The sequence below is a fragment of the uncultured Veillonella sp. genome (assembly GCF_934230905.1).
GTDB lineage: Bacteria > Bacillota > Negativicutes > Veillonellales > Veillonellaceae > Veillonella.
This window is the reverse complement of the sequence record NZ_CAKQFJ010000019.1, coordinates 19,221-37,837: the sequence shown is the minus strand read 5'-3', so window position 1 is coordinate 37,837 and position 18,617 is coordinate 19,221. Positions and strand designations below refer to the sequence as shown.

Genomic DNA, 18,617 nt, shown 5'->3' with positions numbered 1-18,617 from the left:
GCCTCGGTAGCTCAGTCGGTAGAGCAACGGACTGAAAATCCGTGTGTCGACAGTTCGATTCTGTCCTGAGGCACCATTTTTGTATTCCACGCGGTTGTGGTGGAATGGCAGACACGCCATCTTGAGGGGGTGGTGAGCGTACGCTCGTGAGGGTTCAAGTCCCTCCAACCGCACCAAGCTGATTAAATAAGGGCTTACAGGTAATTCTGTAAGCCCTTATTTTTATTTGACATCATAAAGTCTTGCGTGGTTTGACATCATTTTGACATCAGAATATTTTAGAAATACGTTCTACGATGTCATCTTCCATTTTAGGTGTCACATGTGAGTAGGTATCCATCGTTTCTTGGAATGACGCGTGCCCTAGACGTTCCTGTATGGCTTTCATATTAGCCCCATTTTCAATGAGAAGGGTGGCGTGGGTATGTCTAGTGCCATGCATTGTAAAAGATGGCTTACCGATTAAATTGGCGTATTTCTTACATAGCTTGCTGACTTCATCAGGACAACGAGGACCGCCTTTTATACCAGGGAATACAAGGTTGTTATTAATCCAGTTCATAGTTTTAATTCTGCGCTTGTCTATGACTGTTTTATGCTTCATAAGCTCCTGGAGTGTTTCCGTATCAATGGCAATTATCCGTTTTGAGGATGTGGTCTTAGTTGTATTTGATATAACTGCAGTGGATCCTATTTTGAGTGCTGTTTGTGAAATAGATATAGTCGATTTCTTGAAATCGATGTCAGACCATCTTAGGCCTAGTAACTCAGACCGTCGCATACCTGTTGCAAATGCTAATTTAAAGAGTGCATGATGTTCTACATTAGAGATATTGGATAAGAAGTTTTTAACTTCATCTGCAGATAACGTTACCATATGACGGACTTTAACCTGTTTTGGCCTGTCTATGTTTTTCATATAGTTTTTAGGGATGATGTCATCTTTTACCGCCTGCTCTAATATGGAGCCTAGAATTGTCATGGTGTAGGATATAGTCCTTGATGATAATCCATCCATAGATTCAAAGACATAACGTAATGTATTAGGTTTAATTTCAGCTAACTTCACGCCACCGATTTTATCTCTTATGTAACGATTGATAATACCAGTATAACTTTGATAGGTGGCAGGGGTTATGGTCTTTTCTTTTAGTTGTAACCATATATTAATCCAGGTGTTTAATGAAATGGTATCATCGAAATTAGCACATGATTGATTAGTATTTATGTATTTCTCCATAGCTTCTATGGCCGCTTTCCTAGTGGTGCCATAAAAGAATTTACGCTTACCGTTGATGGTTTTCGATACCTGGTATCGTCCATCGGCTCTCTTTTTTGCCATAAAAATAACCTCCTAGGCCTAAATTTGGGTATATTAAATAAGCCTTAGAGGTTTTGTGGTATAATAATAGTGTTCTTTGGTATATGCCTCTAAGGTGTGTATCGTAGCCCCTATTCTGTTGGTAGCAGAGTAGGGGCTATTTTTTATTAGTTTTGTGTTTTAGGCGTGTACTTACCAGTGCGCTGTGCATTTCCTAGAGCGCCCATAGCTTCTAAATACCCATAAGTATTTGGTTGTAATTCAACGCGTTTAGGGTTCTTAATAAATGAATGGAATATAATTCGACCGGATCTACCATCGTAGAATGTAATTTCTATGATTTGCATTGTGATTGTATGATTTATAAAATCATAAGTAAATCGTTTAGTAGAGCTAGATATAGCAGTATCTCCAGTGTTATAGCCATATACAGGTAGAATGATTTCTAATTTGTTCCCATTGTCCTTTTCAGTCACTAAAGATTCAATAGGTATGAATTGAATTTCGCCCCTAGAATTTGGAATCTGCATATACCCATTATATGGGTTTAACTCTTGAAATGTTACAGCCTGTACCGGTAATGTAGACATTAAAGCTAATGCAGCAATAATAACTAGTTTCTTCATGGTTTCTCCCCTTGTCTATAATTACACATTAAAATGATGGTAAAAGTCGATGTTTTCTAATGCCGAATCATCTATATGTGACCTACGAACCATTTGTTCGACAAGGTTCACATGTTCATCTAAGTAAAAATCATCATTAATAATATGCATTAATTCATGTTTAATTTCCTCTCTCATGCGATCATGAGGGAGGTTTTTATTTATGTAGATGTTATGCGTATCTACATCTTCACATTCCTCTGACACAGCATTGGCATGTGGTAAGTCGCAGTAAATCAAATTTACAACCAACGATAATACTCTCCCTTGTGTATTTACTTGTGTTTGGATTTTAAGAACTCTATGTATTTGACTGTTTCTTCCATCTCCTCTTTAGACATATCTTTTGCAGCAGAGAAGAGCATGCGTGCACCTGGACGTGTACGTAGGTACTCTGCAAATTCGGCTGCTTCAGCGTTAGTGTAATAACCACCCTCCACGTGTTTTTCGACTAGCTCAGATTTGTTTACCCCAAAATAATTAGCCATCATCTCGATTTTATCTATCCTGGGATAAGTCTTTCCTTTAACCCAATCTGTAAAAGTTGTGTATTTAAAACCTAAATCAGCACATATTTTATTTCTATCAATTCCTCGACTATCCATTAAGCGTTGGATGTTTTCGGCCATTATAGCCTTGTTGCCTAATCCGCTCATAAAAACCTCTTATAATGCAATATATTACTTTATATATCTATATATTACGATAAGTTCGTAATAAAATCAATATTTTACGGAAATTTTACGGTATTTTAAGTTTGTTTTATGGACATTACGGAAAAACCATAGTAAAATGATGACTGTAAACAAGGTGTTATTGGATGAAAGGAGGTAGTTTATGAAGTATACTCTTAAGATGTTAAGAGCATCCAAGAACTGGTCACAAGTAACTGCAGCGCAGAAAATAGGAGTATCTGTAGATACTTGGGGGAATTGGGAACGCAAACGCTCATTTCCAGATGTACCACATATTGAAATGATACAAAAGGTATTCAATGTAGCTTATCATGACATTATTTTTTTATAGTTGATTACGGTTAAACCGTAAATACTGGAAGGAGGAAATAATGGATAGAAGCAAACTCTGCGTCACAGTTGATGAAGCTGCTGAGTTGGCCAGCGTAGCACCTGCTGTCATTCGGCAGTGGGCGGAAGACTTTGATTTTCCGTCCATGAAGATTGGACAGCGTGGAGGTAAACGCTTAATACATTTAGATTCGTTTAATGCCTGGTTAGCGAAAAGATGCCAGGCAAGAATAGGAGAGTGAGCTATGAATAAGTTAATTATTGTAGTTGCTGTATTAATGGGGGCTCTACTAGAAGGTTCAGATGTCCAAGGATTTACTATTCCTGATTTAGTAATGGTCTCTATGTTCTTATTAGCAGTAGCAATGCTCGTATATGTAGCCATTTATGGAGGGGGTAGATGAAGCGTGTTAATTGTTTAAAATGTGGCGTACGGATTATCCCATGTACCTATAGATATATATTCGATGAAGTAAATCGAAAAGCTATTAGGGTGTGTAAGAGATGCCATGACGAACACATTAAAAATAAATGTAAAAAAGCCCGTACTCACGGCAATGAGATACGAGCTCTAGTTAAATAACCAAGTTAATTGTAACACATTAAATCGTTGCTAAAAAGGAGGTATTATGCCTGAACTTGTAGCAAAGAAAAAATCAAAACCAGCTATAAATACATTTGATTTTAGCTTCTTTGAAAAACATAACGGTAAACATGATAGGGCTATGAAAGTTGCTATTGTTACATGTAAGAGCTATATCAAATTATCAATGTTGGCCTATCGGAAAATTAAAGGCCCAGAGTATTTCAAGGTGGGTATTGATATTAATAACAGAGTAATATGTGTATCCCCCGCAGTGGAGACCGAACCATTTGTAATTAAACCGACGGCGAGTCAGATTGAACGTAGATGCATTTTTATTACTCAAAAGCGAGCTGTCATTGATAAGTTGATAAAACTAGGAATGCCAAAAGTTGTAGAAGGTCAACTAGTTGATGGAGAACTAATATTTCAATTCTAAAGGAGATTAAATCATGGAAAATCAAAATATCTTAACTATTAAATTCAATACATTGGACGATCTAGCAGTGCAAGTAGCAGATTGGAACGAACGATTAAATCATCAATGCCAAGGCCAATGTATGTCGGAAAAGCCAATTGTTAAAGTAACGTCAGGCACTAGCCTTGAACTAGCAGAAAGTAAACTTGAGGATACATTCAAGAAAGCAATTCAAAAGAGTAGTAAAAAGATTGCAGAAGGTATAAATCAACTTGAAGCTGAAGGTTGTAAGGTGAAAATCTTAGAAAATGAAGTGACAGCGCCTGCAGATGATGTCCCTGTAACAGATTTCGAAGGTAAGCCAACAAAAACTAAAAAAGAAGAAAAGGTTGAGCCGGCTACAGAATCGGTTGTAGAACCTGCTCCTGCTGAAACACCAACTGAGGAGCCAGCTACTATTGAAACATCGGAACAGGATGCCGCATTAGATGTAACTGCTGAACCGGTGGATAAGAAAGTATTCTATAAAGAATTCCGTGAATGGATGGGAAATGATACTGCTCGAGCTAAACAAGCCATGACTATTTTCCATAAACATGGGGTAAATGGGAAGGTATCCAGTGATGTATTGACTGACGATATTATTACTGATTTGAAGTCCGCTATGGCAGGGGAGGAATAATATGTCTAAGCAACAATTTAAAGCACAAGCTGATATCTGTAAAAAGGCGCTGGATACATTGCATAAAGCAATTGAACTTGACCCTGTTAATGCCGAAGAATACGAAGCTGGTATTGCGTATACCGAGGGTGTCATGAAGGCATCCAATGCTATTGTAAAGGCTTGTGAAATCGTAGAACCTACTAAGAAGCAAAAGGCAGAGTCTAAAGAGGATGAAGCTGAAACTAAAAGTAAGAAATCAAAGGCTACGACTAAAAAGTCTAAGCCTAAAGAAGAACCAGCACCAGTGGTAGAAGTAGAGCCTGCATCTGTTGAAGAGAAGGAAGCAGAAAACTTATTCGCTATGTTTGGTGATTAAAGGGGGTATTCACTGTGGAGATTGTATCCAGTACCTATATTCACAAAATGTTCGATAGCATAATCCTAGAGGCTCCTTATGGTGCGGAATATACAACTATACACCATATCGATTGTGGGTTTACGTTTGGAGGTAGCTGGCAACGAAGATATTCATATCAGAATGGATATGTTACCGGTTCAAAATACTATACCTGTCCCAATTGCCAAGCAACTTCTAATCCATATGATCATAAAATTTATTTCTCTATAAATGATGAGAGCGTATATCCTGTATCGGCTTATATCGAGGTTATCAATTATAAGCACTTCCTAGATTTGAAGATTCGATATCAAGCTATCCAGCTTTTCTTTGACGGTAAAAAAAATGACTTAGGGATGTGTACAGAAACATTGCGGTTCGACTTCAAGAAACGTAAGGCAACATTTATTGATAGATTTAGAATCCATCATGAATTGACTGTTGCTTATATTCGTGAGAACGAGATTATGCCGGTACTGAAATTCTTTGGCGATTCATACATCATGACTGATTTTAACCGGAAGAATTTAAACAAAACATTCAAAGCGTTACGACTTATGTTTGAAAAAAGATTGAAGGAAACTTACGGATATGGGACCAAGGATGTATATGTGGCACCTAGTGCTACTGAAGAAAATGGCTACCATTTTACAATGCTGCTCAATATGATTTTGAAGCTATCGGCACCTGATATGCCTAGCATTGTTAGCTTAATGAAACAATATGTGTATTGGACTAATGCTTATTGCTTATATCGATATACAAATATCCCATTTGATGACGATGTGTTAGGGGCTACAAGAAAAGGTATGAACTTTCAAGCAGCGCTTAGACAATCATATAAGGCTCCTAACAGTAGAGCCTTACGAAAGCGTATGGTTTATGATCCGTTGAGCGTATACATGTCAGATGTCTTAAATCTATTTGGCGATGAAAATTGCAGGCGCACTATTCTTACATTAAAGCGTACTAGAGCTGATGGCACAGATCCATATGTTGGTAAAGCTCATAATGCTAATGATGTACGTAAGGCGATGAGGCTAAAAAGCCCACATGCAACGTTTATGTGGCAACAACTAATTAAACGGTGCGGTGAACCTACTATATTGCGATGGCTACTAAGCGAGAATATTCGTGATATAGAAGACTGTGTGGATATGCATGCAAAACTCGAGCCAAAATACCAAGAGGCATTATGGAAGAAACGATTCAAGTTGAAGAATTTTCATGACGAAGTAATCAATATCTTTAATAAGCAGGAATATGGAGATGTAATATTGCCTGCTCAACCTCAATTACAAGCGGATATGAATGGGATGCACTTTATGGTACCAAAGACTGCAGCTGATTTAATGACATATGGAAAGCGATTGAAGAACTGTGTAGGTTCATATCGTGACCGTGTCATTCAAGGGCAAGCAGCAATTGTGGTTGTCACGGATGATGACATGAATCCTATTGCATGCTTAGAACTAGCCACTGGTAATAAGGTTAAAAAGGGTCAACCTAAATTTAATCATCTAGTACAAGCGAAGCTATTCGCGAATGCACAACTAAAAAAAGACAATAAAATCCACTCTACGGTGATGAAATGGGCCAATCGTTTGAAGATTGAACCTCATACCATTGATGTGGACGCTAATGTTGTATAGGAGATCACTATGAAACTCACAAAATTAGAATTACTAAATTTTAAAGGTTTGAAAGCTTTTACTATAAATTTCAACGGTGATGTTATTATCCGCGGAGATAATGCTACGGGCAAGACGACTGTATTTGACTCTGTATGCTGGCTGTTATTTGGTAAGGATAGCTTAGGCAGAGCCGATTTTGAAATTAAAACTATTGAAGCTGGCTTACCTATCCCTAAAGTCAATCACGAAGTCACAGGCACTTTTACATTGGATGAAGGGGGCACTGTTGAATTAAAGCGCGTGTACCGGGAGAAGTACTCATCCCCTCGTGGTGGTGAAGTAACTATGACAGGTCATACGACAGACTACTTTGTCGATGGCGTTCCTAAAAAAGAAAAGGAATATAAGGAGATAGTAAATTCATTAGTTGATGAAAATATTTTCAAATTAATTACTAATCCGTTGTATTTCAATGAAACATATTCCTGGCAGAACCGCAGAAAGCTATTACTTGAGATGTGCGGGGATATATCAGATGAGGATGTTATTGCAGAATATAGTGAACTAAAAGCATTGACTGATATCTTATCAGGCCATAGTGTTGACGATCATCGAAAGGTAGTAGCCGCTAAGAAAACCGCCATCAATAAAGAACTGGATATGATTCCAGTTCGAATTGATGAGGCATTACGAGGGAAGCCTACTATTGATACTCCTCGAGATGTTCTTATTCAGGAGATTAGCTTAGCAACTACAACGCTAGAAGCTCTAGAGGCAGACAAAGCATTATTAGTGAATGGACATGCGGTTGTTGATACTAGAGCGGAGCTTAGAGATGTACAACGTCGATTGATGGCTCGTGAAAGCGAACTGCAGATGGAATATAAAAAACAATCTGCATTGAAGTCGAATGAATACGACATGGTTGTATCTGAACTTAACAATCTATCTTCTAAGGTTGAGAATACTAAGCATCGCCTTAATACGTCAAATAGGGATATCCAGCTTATTGAAGCAGTTATTAACGATTTGATGCATCAACGTCAGAAGGTCAACGAGGATGCATTTGTAATGGATATCGATGAGGCTTGCCCAACCTGCGGACAAAAACTTCCTGCAGAGCAAATTCAAGCAGCACGTGAAAAAGCTGAAACGAAGTTTAACCTTAGAAAATCTAAGAAATTAGAAGAACTTAATCAGTCCATTGAACTAAAACAACAAGACATCGAGAATATTAAAAAACGAGATGCCGGCTTAGAGCCTATTGAAACATTAGAGGCTCTTATTAAGGCGAAAGAACTCGTTAAGGAAACCATAACTGATGAGATTGGACAACTAACAGCGCCAGTGCTTGATGATGATTCTGTATATGCTGATTTAAAAGCAGAAGAGTTTATGCTGCAGATGAAACTTGATGAATCTAACACAGATCATTCTGAAGAGATTGCAGACATAGACAAACGTATTGCTACAACGAAAGAACACCGCTTTAACCTTGAAACTGAATTGAATAAATACGAAGAGGCTAAGCGGATTGATAATCGTGTAGCTGAACTAGAAAGTCAGCAGGCTGAATTAGCAGCGGAAAAATCAAAGTTGGATGAGGCGTCTTATCTAATGGATGAGTTCATCAAAGCTAAGGTCAATATGCTAGAAGATGTTATTAACTCGAGATTCAAACTAGCACGATTCAAGATGTTTAATGTTATGTTGAATGGCAATGTTGAGGAATGTTGCGAAACCACCTATAAAGGGGTTCCGTATCGCAGCATGAACAACGCTGCAAGGATTAATGTAGGCCTTGATATCATCAACGCATTAACTAACTATTTCAAAGTGAATGCTCCGGTGTTTATTGATAACGCTGAAGCGGTGACTGAATTTGTCCCTGTTAATAGTCAAACTATTAAGCTCATCGTTGATGAATCAGAACCACAACTAGTGGTTAAGGAGGTATGAGTATGACTGACTTACAAATTTTTAATAATGATAGATTTGGGCAAGTTCGGATTATTCCAGTAGATGGTGAATTAATGTTTGTCGCTAAGGATGTATGTGATTGTTTAGAAATCACAAAGCACCGAGATGCAATCAGTCGACTAGATCCTGATGAAAGGGGGTCGGTTAAACTGGACACCCCTGGAGGAAAACAAGATATTGCGGCTATTAACGAATACGGACTATATAACCTTGTGCTTTCAAGTCGAAAACCTGAAGCCAAAGAATTCAAACGTTGGATTACGCATGATGTAATCCCTGCTATTAGAAAAACCGGTTCTTATTCTATGGTGATTCCGCAGACATTGCCTGAAGCTCTTAGAGCGTATGCCGATGAGGTAGAATCACATAATGCAACGAAAGCCATTGTAGCACAACAAGAACAGCAGATTGCGGAATTTAAACCGGTTAAGGATTACGTGGATAAAATCCTTTCTAGCAAATCCTGCTTAACCATCACACAAATTGCCGCTGACTACGGCATGAGCGCTCAAGAGCTAAATAAAATCTTGCATGAAGCTGGTCTACAACGTAAGGTCGGTGATCAATGGATTCTCTACAAGCAGCATATGGCGAAAGGTTTTACTAAATCAGAAACTTTTACATTCTGTAGAAGTGATGGTCGCTTAGATTCTAAAATCACGACTAAGTGGACGCAAAAAGGCCGTTTAGAAATTCATAGTATCTTAACTAAATTAAACATTCACGCTGTATGTGAAGACGTAGCATAGGAGGCACACAATGGCAAATGAAGTAGTAACAAGAAGCAATACTAATCTACCTGGTTTTCAATCTGCAGAGGGGTTTGAATTGCTACAACGACAAGCGAAAATGTTTACACATTCCACGCTAGTTCCGCAACAATTCCAGGGGGAACAGAATATGGGGAACGCTATTATCGCCTTAGAAATGGCAACCCGAATGAACGCTAGCCCATTAATGGTGATGCAAAACTTATATATCGTATATGGCAATCCTGGTTGGTCCTCTAAATTTTTAATTGCAACGTTTAATCAATGTGGACGGTTTGAAGCTATTAAATATAGACCAACTGGCGAAAAAGGAACAGACTCTCAGGGGATTATTGCTTACACTCGAGAAAAAGGGAGTGACGAAATCATAGCAGGCCCAGAAGTAACTATCGCACTAGCCAAGCAAGAGGGTTGGTACGATAAAAAAGGCTCTAAATGGAAAACGATGCCGGACCAAATGTTACGCTACAGGGCTGCAGCATGGTTGATTAGAACTACAGCTCCAGAAATTAGTATGGGACTACAGACTGCAGATGAAATTATCGATGTTGAAGGCAAGGTTGTTGATACTGCAGATGTGGTTGCAGAAACAATAGAAAAGAATGCTAATAGCGAAGTAATCGATATTGAGCATACTCCTACAAGTGAATTCGTAGATCCTGAAACAGGCGAAGTCGTCAATATGTTTGGTGATTAATTGTGATTAGTATTCAAGCATTCGGTAGTAGCTCAAAAGGGAACTGCTACCGAATTAAAACCTCAACTAATGGGGATGAATTATTACTAGATGCAGGATTAGCATTTAAAGACATACAGCGTTATTGTCGGTTTAATTTTGTGCATCTGTGCGGCGTATTAGTGACTCATCAACATGGAGACCATTGCAAGGCCGTTCCTGATTTATTAAAACTCGGACATCGTGTGTACATGCTAAAAGACACCGCTGAGGCTATATATGTTGCTGGGCATCATAAAGCAGTTTATATAACGCCGAAGATTCAATTTTCTGTTGGCAGTTTTACTATCCTACCATTTGAATTAGAGCATGATGTTAAGAATGTAGGGTTTCTAGTTTCTGATGGGGAAGAGAAACTCTTATATATTACCGACACCTATTATTGTCGGTACACATTTAAAGATGTGAATCACATTATGGTCGAGTGTAATCATTCTTATGAAATCCTGAACCAACGTGTTGACGATGGATGCCTACATGAGAAACGTATGGAACGATTAATTCAATCCCATTTTTCGTTAGAGAATGTTATTAAATTTCTAAAGTCTATGGACCTTACTAAGTGCCAGGACATTCGACTGCTTCATTTATCCGATGAAAACTCTGATGCAGCTATGTTTAAACAAGCTGTTGAAGCTGCCACCGGTAAATATGTAGTCGTAGAACAAGAAAGGAGTCCATTATGATTGTTAAATCTATTCAAATTACAGATAACGATATCAATATCGCCTATCAGAAACCATCTGCTACAGGCCTGACAGATGTTTTTACCATTAAATCTAAAGATGATCCACGGCCTGAACTTATGCAAGCATTCAGCCGGCTACAGGCTATTATGAAAAAGAATTTTGAATTTTTGGAAGAATTTAACATCCCATTTGTCGTAAGGTCATTTAAGTTTAAATATGGCGTTATCGAGGATGCGGTAGATAAAGTTAGTGTTGAAGGCATTATACAAGACGCAGCTTCAACTGATGAGCTAAAATTCAAGACTGATTGGTTGCCGGTAGAGTATGCAGACCGCACATTCGCTATTTCAGTGCAAGACTTAATTGATGAATGTGTAAAGTTTATTGCTGGCAAACGTGCACAAGGCGCTTTATTTGTAGACGAGGAATGATGAATGGGTAGGGATGTATACTACTTCAGTCACGACGTCAATGCCAGCAATGATCCTAAAATTATCGTAATGAAAGAGCTATGCGGTGTTATTGCATACGCTTGGTGGTGGATACTCATAGAGCAGTTAGCGGTTCAAGAAGACTATAAATTGCCGATGGATAAAATCACATTTGCAGGGTTGGCTATAGCGTTCGGAATGAAGCAAAATGAAGCAAATGCTTCAAGCAACGAAGCAAAAGCAAGCAAAAACAAGCAAGCTGAAGCATTTATAAATTTGCTTATAAATGAGTGCGAATTGCTAGAGACGGATGGAGAGTATTTTTGGTCCCCATCTCTTATTCGACGGAATTTGCTTCGGAAAAATAAGCAAATTGAAATATCGCGCAAACGCAGTGAGGCTGGGCGTTTAGGTGGCCTTAAGAGTGCAGAACAACGAAGCAAAACGAAGCAAATGCTTCAAGCAAACGAAGCAAATCAAGCAAATCAAGCTAAAGGAAAGGAAAGGAAAGGAAATAATATAGAGAGAGATACGCGCGCGCGCGAAGATGAAAATCCTCTATCTATGTTTGACGATGATGAAGTAAAAAATAAGCCCATTTATGATTTGTACATGAAAGCAATTGGAGATGTATCACCTGTCATTAAAGACCGGTTAGATGATCTGGTTGAGTCTTATGGGAAGGAACGAGTTATTGTGGCTATCAACACCACAGCTGATAATGGCGGTAATAGCATCAAGTATGTTGAAACTGTCACGGCAGGGAATCTAAAGAAGGAGGTGCAAAAAGATTTTGGAGCAAGTAAACATAACGGAAATGCTAGAAACGTTTCTCGAAAAAAAGAAGAAGTCGACTGGCAAGCAGAATATGAGAGAGTCCATGGTAAAGGATGAGTTCTTTTATCCGGTATATGATAAGCCTGTAGTGATTAAGAGTGATGTCAATGGAGACTATGCTGCTGTTGGTATCCCTCGGCGATACTATGATATGGATTTTGGATGGTTACGTAAGCATGGCAGCTTCCCTAAAGAAAATTCAGAAGCATATGCTGTAGTAAAACATTATGTGGATAACCTAGAGGCAAATCTTAAAAGTGGCAAAGGATTGATTTTAAGGGGCCCTGCTGGCACTGGAAAAACTTCTATAGCAGTTAGTATCCTGAAAGAGGTTCTAGCGCTAAAACGAGGCTGTATGATGATTTCTATGCCTAGTCTATTGGATATCATGCTCACCTTATCTAAAGGTGACAGAGTTGCGTTTCTAAATTATGAACAAAAGCTCAGGAATATTCCGCTATTGTTGTTAGATGATTTTGGAGCGGAGTATTCTAAATCCGATTGGGTGCATACAAAAGTTGAAAGCATTATTATTGGCCGATACCATGATATGAAGCCAGTTATACTGACAACTAATTATAATAACGACCAAACAAAAGACCATTATAGCGAACGAGTGATTGATAGATTACGTGGCAAAGATTATGAAGAGGCTATATTTTGGGGAGACTCACACCGATGAAGATTATTCTACGTTGTCAGTTTCGGTTTAGAAAGAAAACACATGACAGGTTCCCGACGTTGAACGAGTACATTGATTGTGAACGTGGTTCGACTATAGCTGCCGCTGCTATGAAAAAGAAATGTACCGAGCAAGTCAAAGAACAATGTTTATCACAACAGATAGAATCGGTTAAGGGTAAAGTAGACCTGTTATTTGAATGGCACTCATCGACCAGGCATGATCCTGACAATGTAGCGTTCGCTAAGAAATTTATTCTTGATGGTCTACAATTGGCAGGTGTGCTAGAAAATGACAATAGAAAGTTCATAGGCACGATGGCAGATGAAATTATAACTGATACAGAGAATTATGTAATCCTGCACATATCGGAACGTATGAGTATATTCCTGTAAAGAGTGTTAATTAAAGCGAGGTATTATGAAGAAAAAGCTTGTATATGTGGCTCATCCATATGGTGGAAAGAAGAGCAATAAAGAAAAAATAGACAAAATCATGCAAGAACTGGTGATGGTTGATATTACACATGACTATGTATCACCTATCCATAATTATGGATTCATGTACTTAACCGGAGACCAATATCAATTTGGCTTAGGGATATGTTTAGGCCTACTCAATCATTGTGATGTACTGGTCTTGTGTGATGGCTGGGAGACTAGCCGAGGTTGTAAAGGCGAATATGAATACGCCAAGAAACATGGTATTGCTACATTTGTGTTAAGCGAATGGAAAGCAATGAACATGATTTAATTATTGTTAGATGCTTCTTATGAAGTTGGTATAAACACAATTCGGACTAAACTACAAATTGAAAAGGGGGAGATGTATTTGAATGAATACGAAATTGAAAAAATCACTAGGTTGGCCACTGAGGTGGCCACAAAAACCTACTATGAATTAGCCAAGCAAGAAAATGCACAGCTGGGTCGTAAACTTCGACACAACACGATCAAGCTGCTTAAGCATTATAGTCAGTTACAGTCATACGTAGACAATGCTATCACGGATTCGACACAAGCCGAGGATATATGGCTCAATGAACTGTTAATAGATATGTTTGACGATAAAAGTATTGTGAAAGTAAATGCGATTGTTAAATCTAAAGAAAAAACAGCATTGATGATGCGACATGTAAATAACATGCTCGATATCTATGCTGAGAAGTGTAGTGGCAAGCAATTCAAATATTGCGAATGCATGCGCAGGTATTATATTGATGGAGAAACCTTAGAAGAGATTGCTGAATCATTTCCTGAAAAGCCTGATGTACGAACCATTCATAGGTACATCGCTAGAGGTATTGAAGAGCTATCCGTACTCTTATGGGGTGTAATTGGACTAAACACGAAATTGTCATAAAACTGTCGTGGACATGTCATTTTTGACAATTTATAATGATAGTGTGAGTTAATAGGGAAACGATTAATCTCTCTCGACACAGTGAATACCTAGAACACAAAAGCGAAAAGCCCCTGCTTCGGCAAGGGCTTTTTGCTATATGTAATAAAAAGAGACCTATGAAAGGCCTCTTTTTACATGAGGTTCGCGACACCTCATTTGTGCGTTTTACCATGAAGGCTGTGCAATTATTTCTTTAAATCAGAAATGGGAATAGGCCAGGCTTTATAGCCGAAGTCTTTTGCCCATAGTTTTTTACCGGTCTTTTTATCGATCCGCCATGCTCTAAAGACAATATTGCTTTTGAACTTTTGATATAAACTTTACAAAACTGAAAGTCAAATGAGAAGTTATCCACAGTACACTATGTTGTATTGTGGATAACTTTGTATCTAAATATAGTATAGATATTCCAATTAGGCATAATATAGCGATTAATATAACTATAAGTAATTGAAAGAGAGGTGAATACGATTGACAGATGTGTATTGTGAAAAGAGGCGATGCCTCAATAATGTAAAAGGTTGGTGTAAGGCCAATGGAATTCATATAGACCATATGTGTAAATCGTATGCACCATCACATTCGTTAGTAAAGACAAAAACCGCAAAGGTTCATAAGGAGAGCGGTAAATATAAGCAAAACAAAGGAGTGCTGAAATAATGGCGATTAAACATAAGAGAATCATTGATAAAAAAATGATTAAAACAATTAGAACAAACCATTGTGAATACTGTGGCAGACTATGTAATATAGAGCCACATCATGTATTTTCTCGTGGTAGTGGTGGTGGAGATATTAGAGAAAATCTAATTCAATTATGCAGTCAATGTCATGTAAATACACATGCAGGAAACATGCCTAACAAAGAAACCTGTTTAAAAATTATAGCTAAAAGAGAACATACTGATGCGGAAACAATATATGTAATAAATCGTAAAGCAATGGGATATGACATATAAAAGGGTGATTAATTTGTAACGGGAGGTGATGCGGATACATGGATAAAGAACAAGAAAAGAAATATATAAGAAATGCTATTGAATATTTAAAGCCAATAAAATCATGCACCTTAGAAATACAATCAGCTAAAAGAGAATTACAACGATTAAGAAGTGATATCACTTCGCTAAGTGCAATAGATTATAGTAAGGATCGTGTATCAGGCGGCGGTATTAAAGAAGGATTAGAAGCTAGTATAGCTAAGATGTTAGAAAGCGAATCTAAATGCCTTGAGAAAACGAATGCATTGATTCAGTTACGCGAAGAGGCAAGAAAACATATTGAGTGCTTACGATGTGTTGAGGGGAAGATAGCATTGATGCAAGAATATGTTAATGGTATGTCATTTAAAGGTGTGGTATCATTTATAGGGTATAGTAAAACACAGGTACAGTCATATAAAAAGGAAGCATTAATTGAATTAGGTCAAGAATTGACACAAATAGTACCAAACTGTTCCAAATAGTACCAAACTGGTATTTAGATATGTGATATTATATATATGTGAAAATTGTCATTGAGCAATCATTCACCAAATCACTCAAAACAAAATATTAGGCTCGTGTAACCATTCAGTTATACGAGCCTTTTGTTTTGTACACATGATATACCACCACCCCTGGTGCCTATTGAATACACACAACTCACCAATCAATGATTCATGTTTGATTTTCTTTTGATATATAACTACACAACCTTAAGATACACTTATACCTTGTGAGTTGTGTGTATTGAGTAGGCGATGAAAGGATGTGAACGGTATGCCTAATGTAAGATGCAATAAGACTGCATGCTTAGATAATCATCATGGAATGTGTGGCGCTAACAAAATAGTAATAAAAGCTAATGGTTATTGCCGTTCATGTTCGCATGCACACCATATGATGAGACATGTGGATAGGGATGAGGCACGGCACCGCCATGAGGATGAGCGCCGTCTGTCTCACCATAAAAATAAAAAATAAATTTTAAATATTAAATATATTATTTTAAAATTAGATGATTTTTTATGGGTCCTTCTGGCCAAGGCTGATGCCTTGCGGTGGCCGAGACCCCAAAAATTGCCTAGATTTTAATTTTTTTATGTTCTTGCTAGTGATACAGGTAATGAAAGGAGGCTGATTGATAAGTGAAAATTACAGATGATTTGAAAACAGCAACGGCCTCGCAGTCGAACCTGGCAAAAGCACTTGGACTCTCGCGTCAACGTGTTTCGCAACTGCTTCAAGAAGGGGTTTTAGCGACGGATGAAAAAAATCAAATTTTGGTTATCAAATCCGTTATCAATTATGTCAAATATAAGGGCCAATCCTCTGTCGAAGAGGTAAGCAGTTCCGATGATGCGGTATTCGAGGTTGAAAAGGCTAAGAATGAACGCGCAAAACGCAAGATTGCTGAGTTGAAACTGGCCAAAATGAACGGTGAGGTGTACTCAGCAGATACGGTGGAACAGGTAATGACAGAAATGCTTGTAAATTTGCGTACTCAGTTGTTAGGATTGCCAACAAAACTGGCGCCACAATTACAGAACGTAACAAAAGAGGAAGCATATAACCTGTTAACGCAAGAAATTGAAGATAAATTATCCGAATTAAGTGAATATACGCCGTCATTATTCATGGATAGTGATGATACAGATGAGGAGGAAGTTCAAAAATGACAATATTAGATTGCATGATGAAAGCCTTATCTGTTCGTGAGCTTCATGAAATACCAGGTGTATTAATGGATGTGTTGCTTGATCATAATAAACTGGAAAGATTAATCGCGAATATGAGTGGTTGTTATTCGTATTCGGGATTATTACAGGAATTTGAAGAAAAAGCAGCAGATAGAAAGAACTATATGCAAGACTATACACCTCAAAGTGTTATGGATATCGTAGCAGGTATATCCACTAATGGATGCGTAAGAGATGTATGTGCTGGTATAGGTGGCCTTTCGTTAGCTAAGTATAAGAATAATCCAGATGTAGTATTACAGCTTGAGGAATATTCTAAAAATGCGATATGTTTTTTACTGTTTAATTTGGTAATGAACAGAGTACCTGCTGTTGTAATAGAACGAAATGTACTAACTCAAGAAAATATAGCGAAATATAAGGTGGAGATTAGTAATCAATCGCCGCAGATTATCAAAGAAGTATGTATAGATGAAAGTACATATTCGGCTGATACAATTATTAGCAATCCTCCATATAGTCTATCGTGGGTGCCTGTTAATGATGAACGTTTTAATGGGTATAAATTAGCGCCAAAAAGTAAAGCAGATTATGCTTTTATTTTAGATGGTATTTATTCTCTTAAAAATAATGGGACAGCAGTATTTATTTTACCGCATGGTGTCTTATTCCGCGGGCAAGCTGAAGGTGATATTCGTAAAAATTTGATTAAAAACAATTTGCTTGATGCGGTTATAGGACTACCTTCTAATCTGTTTACTAATACTGGAATACCTGTATGCATATTGGTATTTAAGAAAAATCGAGCTAACAAAGACGTATTATTTATCGATGCACAGAAAGATTTTGTTAAGCATAAAAATAAAAATATAATGACATCAGAACAGGTGTTAAAAGTCATTGATACTTATAACAATCGTTCTGATATTGACAAGTATTCAAGGAAAGTTGGTATTTCTGAAATAGAAGAAAACGATTATAACTTGAATATACCTAGATATATTGATAGCTTTGAGCCTGAAGAAATACCAGATGCGGTACAACTTGCTAAAGAACTTAACGAAATTAATCGAGAAAGTCGTACTTTGGGATTAGAAATTGCGGAGATGTTAAAGCAATTAGTTTGTACGGATCCTGATGCAAAGAAAGAGCATGATGAATTTGTAAAAGAATTTACAGAGTTTTTGATATCTTCTGAAAGTGCTTGTACAATTGAGGAGCAAGAAGCTGTGATAAAAAAAATAGAAGATGTTAAGAAGTATCTACTTCAAAAGATGTTTGTGTAATGTTAAGAAATTACAAGAAATTTAAAATTACGGAAGTTGCTGATATACTGGGGCGTCCTAAAAAGAATCAAATGTATCCGGAAGGTTGTATTTGCTTGCAAGTATCTGCAAGCAAAGGGGAATTGTTATATTTAGATACATCACAACAAGTTGATGCTAAATATGTGGTGATTAAGCCAAGAAATGTAATTCCGTTTTATTTGTATTTGATGATAGAAAAGGCAATGCCTGAATTCTTATATAAATATAGACAAGGACTAAATATATCAGCACATGACATAAAACATATGGAGGTAGTGTGCCATACGGATGTCGAAACTCAGGCATTAATAGCTATGATGTTTACATCTATAAACGGTACAAGGTTAAGCGTACAAATGGGTGCGCTTTTTTAATGCAAAAAAGGAGGTGATAG

26 protein-coding genes and 2 tRNA genes are annotated in these 18,617 nt (G+C 37.5%); 24 read left to right on the top strand and 4 right to left on the bottom strand.

Annotation, left to right across the window (positions count from 1 at the left end; all coding sequences use genetic code 11):
• Window positions 1–76: transfer RNA gene (locus Q0E20_RS06580), tRNA-Phe, on the top strand.
• Between the two features lie 14 nt (window positions 77–90).
• Window positions 91–176, top strand: a tRNA-Leu gene (locus Q0E20_RS06575).
• Between the two features lie 92 nt (window positions 177–268).
• Here the strand turns inward: Q0E20_RS06575 and Q0E20_RS06570 are convergent.
• The 4 genes from Q0E20_RS06570 to Q0E20_RS06555 form a co-directional block, all read right to left on the bottom strand.
• The gene (locus tag Q0E20_RS06570; protein ID WP_295998053.1) at window positions 269–1,342 is read right to left on the bottom strand and encodes a site-specific integrase; all 1,074 of its coding nucleotides are present in this window, start codon (window positions 1,340–1,342) and stop codon (window positions 269–271) included.
• Between the two features lie 146 nt (window positions 1,343–1,488).
• Window positions 1,489–1,947: a hypothetical protein gene (locus Q0E20_RS06565; protein ID WP_295998051.1), complete on the bottom strand. Its 459-nt coding sequence runs from the start codon at window positions 1,945–1,947 to the stop codon at window positions 1,489–1,491.
• Between the two features lie 21 nt (window positions 1,948–1,968).
• On the bottom strand, window positions 1,969–2,226 hold the full coding sequence (locus tag Q0E20_RS06560; RefSeq protein ID WP_295998049.1) for an ImmA/IrrE family metallo-endopeptidase: 258 nt from the start codon (window positions 2,224–2,226) through the stop codon (window positions 1,969–1,971).
• A gap of 35 nt (window positions 2,227–2,261) precedes the next feature.
• A complete protein-coding gene (locus Q0E20_RS06555; protein ID WP_295998046.1) occupies window positions 2,262–2,642 on the bottom strand; it encodes a helix-turn-helix domain-containing protein in 381 nt (126 codons plus the stop codon).
• Between the two features lie 181 nt (window positions 2,643–2,823).
• Here Q0E20_RS06555 and Q0E20_RS06550 point away from each other — a divergent pair, with 181 nt between their 5' ends.
• The 22 genes from Q0E20_RS06550 (at window position 2,824) to Q0E20_RS06445 (ending at window position 18,597) form a co-directional block, all read left to right on the top strand.
• A complete protein-coding gene (locus Q0E20_RS06550; protein WP_295998043.1) occupies window positions 2,824–3,012 on the top strand; it encodes a helix-turn-helix transcriptional regulator in 189 nt (62 codons plus the stop codon).
• A gap of 40 nt (window positions 3,013–3,052) precedes the next feature.
• Window positions 3,053–3,253, top strand: a complete 201-nt coding sequence (locus tag Q0E20_RS06545) for a helix-turn-helix domain-containing protein (RefSeq protein ID WP_295998040.1) — start codon at window positions 3,053–3,055, stop codon at window positions 3,251–3,253.
• Between the two features lie 3 nt (window positions 3,254–3,256).
• Entirely contained in the window at window positions 3,257–3,415 is a 159-nt protein-coding gene (locus tag Q0E20_RS06540) for a hypothetical protein (protein ID WP_295998036.1), read from the top strand.
• Window positions 3,416–3,640: 225 nt separating this feature from the next.
• Window positions 3,641–4,033 (top strand): hypothetical protein, encoded by a 393-nt coding sequence (locus Q0E20_RS06535; RefSeq protein WP_295998033.1) that lies wholly within the window; start codon window positions 3,641–3,643, stop codon window positions 4,031–4,033.
• A 13-nt stretch (window positions 4,034–4,046) separates the two neighbouring features.
• Complete coding sequence (locus Q0E20_RS06530; RefSeq protein WP_295998030.1) at window positions 4,047–4,694, top strand: choline-binding protein A; 648 nt, start codon at window positions 4,047–4,049, stop codon at window positions 4,692–4,694.
• A gap of 1 nt (window position 4,695) precedes the next feature.
• On the top strand, window positions 4,696–5,052 hold the full coding sequence (locus tag Q0E20_RS06525; protein ID WP_295998028.1) for a hypothetical protein: 357 nt from the start codon (window positions 4,696–4,698) through the stop codon (window positions 5,050–5,052).
• A gap of 47 nt (window positions 5,053–5,099) precedes the next feature.
• Window positions 5,100–6,725, top strand: a complete 1,626-nt coding sequence (locus Q0E20_RS06520; RefSeq protein ID WP_295998025.1) for a PcfJ domain-containing protein — start codon at window positions 5,100–5,102, stop codon at window positions 6,723–6,725.
• A 9-nt stretch (window positions 6,726–6,734) separates the two neighbouring features.
• The gene (locus tag Q0E20_RS06515; RefSeq protein ID WP_295998023.1) at window positions 6,735–8,666 is read left to right on the top strand and encodes an AAA family ATPase; all 1,932 of its coding nucleotides are present in this window, start codon (window positions 6,735–6,737) and stop codon (window positions 8,664–8,666) included.
• A gap of 2 nt (window positions 8,667–8,668) precedes the next feature.
• On the top strand, window positions 8,669–9,436 hold the full coding sequence (locus Q0E20_RS06510; protein WP_295998020.1) for a phage antirepressor KilAC domain-containing protein: 768 nt from the start codon (window positions 8,669–8,671) through the stop codon (window positions 9,434–9,436).
• Window positions 9,437–9,446: 10 nt separating this feature from the next.
• On the top strand, window positions 9,447–10,154 hold the full coding sequence (locus Q0E20_RS06505) for a hypothetical protein (protein WP_295998017.1): 708 nt from the start codon (window positions 9,447–9,449) through the stop codon (window positions 10,152–10,154).
• A 2-nt stretch (window positions 10,155–10,156) separates the two neighbouring features.
• Complete coding sequence (locus tag Q0E20_RS06500) at window positions 10,157–10,879, top strand: MBL fold metallo-hydrolase (protein WP_295998014.1); 723 nt, start codon at window positions 10,157–10,159, stop codon at window positions 10,877–10,879.
• A complete protein-coding gene (locus Q0E20_RS06495; RefSeq protein WP_295998011.1) occupies window positions 10,876–11,313 on the top strand; it encodes a hypothetical protein in 438 nt (145 codons plus the stop codon). Before Q0E20_RS06500 ends, Q0E20_RS06495 begins: the two co-directional genes overlap by 4 nt.
• A 3-nt stretch (window positions 11,314–11,316) precedes the next feature.
• On the top strand, window positions 11,317–12,207 hold the full coding sequence (locus tag Q0E20_RS06490) for a Lin1244/Lin1753 domain-containing protein (protein ID WP_295998009.1): 891 nt from the start codon (window positions 11,317–11,319) through the stop codon (window positions 12,205–12,207).
• The gene (locus tag Q0E20_RS06485) at window positions 12,194–12,832 is read left to right on the top strand and encodes an ATP-binding protein (RefSeq protein ID WP_295998007.1); all 639 of its coding nucleotides are present in this window, start codon (window positions 12,194–12,196) and stop codon (window positions 12,830–12,832) included. Before Q0E20_RS06490 ends, Q0E20_RS06485 begins: the two co-directional genes overlap by 14 nt.
• Window positions 12,829–13,227: a Prophage Lp2 protein 24 gene (locus Q0E20_RS06480; protein WP_024060143.1), complete on the top strand. Its 399-nt coding sequence runs from the start codon at window positions 12,829–12,831 to the stop codon at window positions 13,225–13,227. Before Q0E20_RS06485 ends, Q0E20_RS06480 begins: the two co-directional genes overlap by 4 nt.
• Before the next feature lie 25 nt (window positions 13,228–13,252).
• Window positions 13,253–13,585: a DUF4406 domain-containing protein gene (locus tag Q0E20_RS06475; RefSeq protein ID WP_287516802.1), complete on the top strand. Its 333-nt coding sequence runs from the start codon at window positions 13,253–13,255 to the stop codon at window positions 13,583–13,585.
• 78 nt (window positions 13,586–13,663) lie between these two features.
• Window positions 13,664–14,194, top strand: a complete 531-nt coding sequence (locus Q0E20_RS06470; RefSeq protein ID WP_295997998.1) for a hypothetical protein — start codon at window positions 13,664–13,666, stop codon at window positions 14,192–14,194.
• Between the two features lie 701 nt (window positions 14,195–14,895).
• Window positions 14,896–15,195, top strand: coding sequence for an HNH endonuclease (locus Q0E20_RS06465; RefSeq protein WP_227040850.1), 300 nt, complete (start codon window positions 14,896–14,898; stop codon window positions 15,193–15,195).
• Between the two features lie 38 nt (window positions 15,196–15,233).
• Window positions 15,234–15,701, top strand: a complete 468-nt coding sequence (locus Q0E20_RS06460; protein WP_295997989.1) for a hypothetical protein — start codon at window positions 15,234–15,236, stop codon at window positions 15,699–15,701.
• Window positions 15,702–16,364: 663 nt separating this feature from the next.
• Window positions 16,365–16,895 carry a hypothetical protein gene (locus tag Q0E20_RS06455; RefSeq protein WP_295997987.1) on the top strand — a complete coding sequence of 177 codons (531 nt, stop codon included), beginning with the start codon at window positions 16,365–16,367 and terminating at the stop codon, window positions 16,893–16,895.
• The gene (locus Q0E20_RS06450) at window positions 16,892–18,202 is read left to right on the top strand and encodes an N-6 DNA methylase (protein WP_295997984.1); all 1,311 of its coding nucleotides are present in this window, start codon (window positions 16,892–16,894) and stop codon (window positions 18,200–18,202) included. Before Q0E20_RS06455 ends, Q0E20_RS06450 begins: the two co-directional genes overlap by 4 nt.
• The gene (locus tag Q0E20_RS06445) at window positions 18,202–18,597 is read left to right on the top strand and encodes a hypothetical protein (protein WP_295997982.1); all 396 of its coding nucleotides are present in this window, start codon (window positions 18,202–18,204) and stop codon (window positions 18,595–18,597) included. Before Q0E20_RS06450 ends, Q0E20_RS06445 begins: the two co-directional genes overlap by 1 nt.
• Window positions 18,598–18,617 lie beyond the last annotated feature (20 nt).

What these genes read in the sequence shown, in the direction of transcription:
- Q0E20_RS06570 (WP_295998053.1), bottom strand. Translation starts at nt 1,342, where the DNA reads ATGGCAAAAAAGAGAGCCGATGGACGATACCAGGTATCGAAAACCATC.
- Q0E20_RS06565 (WP_295998051.1), bottom strand. Translation starts at nt 1,947, where the DNA reads ATGAAGAAACTAGTTATTATTGCTGCATTAGCTTTAATGTCTACATTA.
- Q0E20_RS06555 (WP_295998046.1), bottom strand. Translation starts at nt 2,642, where the DNA reads ATGAGCGGATTAGGCAACAAGGCTATAATGGCCGAAAACATCCAACGC.
- Q0E20_RS06550 (WP_295998043.1), top strand. Translation starts at nt 2,824, where the DNA reads ATGAAGTATACTCTTAAGATGTTAAGAGCATCCAAGAACTGGTCACAA.
- Q0E20_RS06545 (WP_295998040.1), top strand. Translation starts at nt 3,053, where the DNA reads ATGGATAGAAGCAAACTCTGCGTCACAGTTGATGAAGCTGCTGAGTTG.
- Q0E20_RS06540 (WP_295998036.1), top strand. Translation starts at nt 3,257, where the DNA reads ATGAATAAGTTAATTATTGTAGTTGCTGTATTAATGGGGGCTCTACTA.
- Q0E20_RS06535 (WP_295998033.1), top strand. Translation starts at nt 3,641, where the DNA reads ATGCCTGAACTTGTAGCAAAGAAAAAATCAAAACCAGCTATAAATACA.
- Q0E20_RS06530 (WP_295998030.1), top strand. Translation starts at nt 4,047, where the DNA reads ATGGAAAATCAAAATATCTTAACTATTAAATTCAATACATTGGACGAT.
- Q0E20_RS06525 (WP_295998028.1), top strand. Translation starts at nt 4,696, where the DNA reads ATGTCTAAGCAACAATTTAAAGCACAAGCTGATATCTGTAAAAAGGCG.
- Q0E20_RS06520 (WP_295998025.1), top strand. Translation starts at nt 5,100, where the DNA reads ATGTTCGATAGCATAATCCTAGAGGCTCCTTATGGTGCGGAATATACA.
- Q0E20_RS06515 (WP_295998023.1), top strand. Translation starts at nt 6,735, where the DNA reads ATGAAACTCACAAAATTAGAATTACTAAATTTTAAAGGTTTGAAAGCT.
- Q0E20_RS06510 (WP_295998020.1), top strand. Translation starts at nt 8,669, where the DNA reads ATGACTGACTTACAAATTTTTAATAATGATAGATTTGGGCAAGTTCGG.
- Q0E20_RS06505 (WP_295998017.1), top strand. Translation starts at nt 9,447, where the DNA reads ATGGCAAATGAAGTAGTAACAAGAAGCAATACTAATCTACCTGGTTTT.
- Q0E20_RS06495 (WP_295998011.1), top strand. Translation starts at nt 10,876, where the DNA reads ATGATTGTTAAATCTATTCAAATTACAGATAACGATATCAATATCGCC.
- Q0E20_RS06490 (WP_295998009.1), top strand. Translation starts at nt 11,317, where the DNA reads ATGGGTAGGGATGTATACTACTTCAGTCACGACGTCAATGCCAGCAAT.
- Q0E20_RS06485 (WP_295998007.1), top strand. Translation starts at nt 12,194, where the DNA reads ATGGTAAAGGATGAGTTCTTTTATCCGGTATATGATAAGCCTGTAGTG.
- Q0E20_RS06480 (WP_024060143.1), top strand. Translation starts at nt 12,829, where the DNA reads ATGAAGATTATTCTACGTTGTCAGTTTCGGTTTAGAAAGAAAACACAT.
- Q0E20_RS06475 (WP_287516802.1), top strand. Translation starts at nt 13,253, where the DNA reads ATGAAGAAAAAGCTTGTATATGTGGCTCATCCATATGGTGGAAAGAAG.
- Q0E20_RS06465 (WP_227040850.1), top strand. Translation starts at nt 14,896, where the DNA reads ATGGCGATTAAACATAAGAGAATCATTGATAAAAAAATGATTAAAACA.
- Q0E20_RS06460 (WP_295997989.1), top strand. Translation starts at nt 15,234, where the DNA reads ATGGATAAAGAACAAGAAAAGAAATATATAAGAAATGCTATTGAATAT.
- Q0E20_RS06450 (WP_295997984.1), top strand. Translation starts at nt 16,892, where the DNA reads ATGACAATATTAGATTGCATGATGAAAGCCTTATCTGTTCGTGAGCTT.
- Q0E20_RS06445 (WP_295997982.1), top strand. Translation starts at nt 18,202, where the DNA reads ATGTTAAGAAATTACAAGAAATTTAAAATTACGGAAGTTGCTGATATA.